Genomic DNA, 1,068 nt, shown 5'->3' with positions numbered 1-1,068 from the left:
GGTAATTCTAGTCGTTCAGGAATACGTTGTTTCAGGTATTCTGCGTACACGCGCAGCGCACCACTTGAACCAGTAAGTTTAGTCGATTTGTTATCATCACGACCGAGCCACACCGTAGTCACTTCACGGCCATCAACCCCCACAAACCAGCTGTCTCGACTGTCGTTACTGGTACCCGTTTTCCCAGCAAGCGCAGCCCAAGCGAATTGGCTTTGTAGGAAACGTCCCGTACCTTGAGCAACACCTTGCTTCATCGCGTAAGTGGTCAACCCAACCTGCTTGCTGATCAACCGCTTGAGACGAACGCGGTAGTGACTGATACAGCACATTACCATCCATATCAATCACCGAGCGTAGTGCCGATAACTTAGCTCGTTTGCCTGAGTTAGTGACCGTCTGATACATTTGAGCAACTTCAAATGGCGTTAGTGAAAATGCGCCAAGAAACATCGAAGGCACCGGACGAATTTCGTTCTTATCAACCCCCAAACGTTCCAAGGTATCCGAGACCTGTGAAATTCCCAACGCCATCCCCAAACGCACCGTTGGTACATTGAGTGATTTCGCCAAAGCTAGGTACAGCGGCACATCGCCACGGAACTTACGATCAAAGTTACGTGGAGACCAAACCGAGCCTTTACTGCCCTTCAAACTCAATGGCGTATCATGCAAGGTCGTGGCGAGGTTGTATTTCTCAGGTTGCGCCAATGCAGTAAGGTAAACCGCAGGCTTCACCAATGAGCCAATGGGACGGCTGGCGTTCAAAGCACGGTTAAACCCTTCATAACCAACACGCTTACCACCTACCATAGCGCGAATTTCACCACTGTGTCGGTCAACGGCAACGGCCGCGGCTTCAAGTTCTTTACCCGCGCGTTTGGCAAGCTCAGGTACTTTGGTTGCAATCGCTTGCTCCAACTTAGTTTGAGAGACAGGATCGAGTGAGGTAAACAAACGCAATCCTGTTTCCGCTTTAAAGTTATCCCCTACCTTCTCTTTCAGCTCGATGTTAAGTTGCTGGAAGTAAGCAGGCTGACGACTTGCAATGCGAGGTTTGCTCTGCGTATC

General features: G+C 50.1%; 1 pseudogene. It reads right to left on the bottom strand.

The window, feature by feature from the left end:
• Window positions 1-1,068: pseudogene (locus AND4_RS19260) on the bottom strand (penicillin-binding transpeptidase domain-containing protein); the annotation flags it as partial.

This window comes from Vibrio sp. AND4, from assembly GCF_000171815.1.
Lineage (GTDB): Bacteria > Pseudomonadota > Gammaproteobacteria > Enterobacterales > Vibrionaceae > Vibrio.
This window is presented reverse-complemented; position numbering and strand designations above follow the sequence as displayed.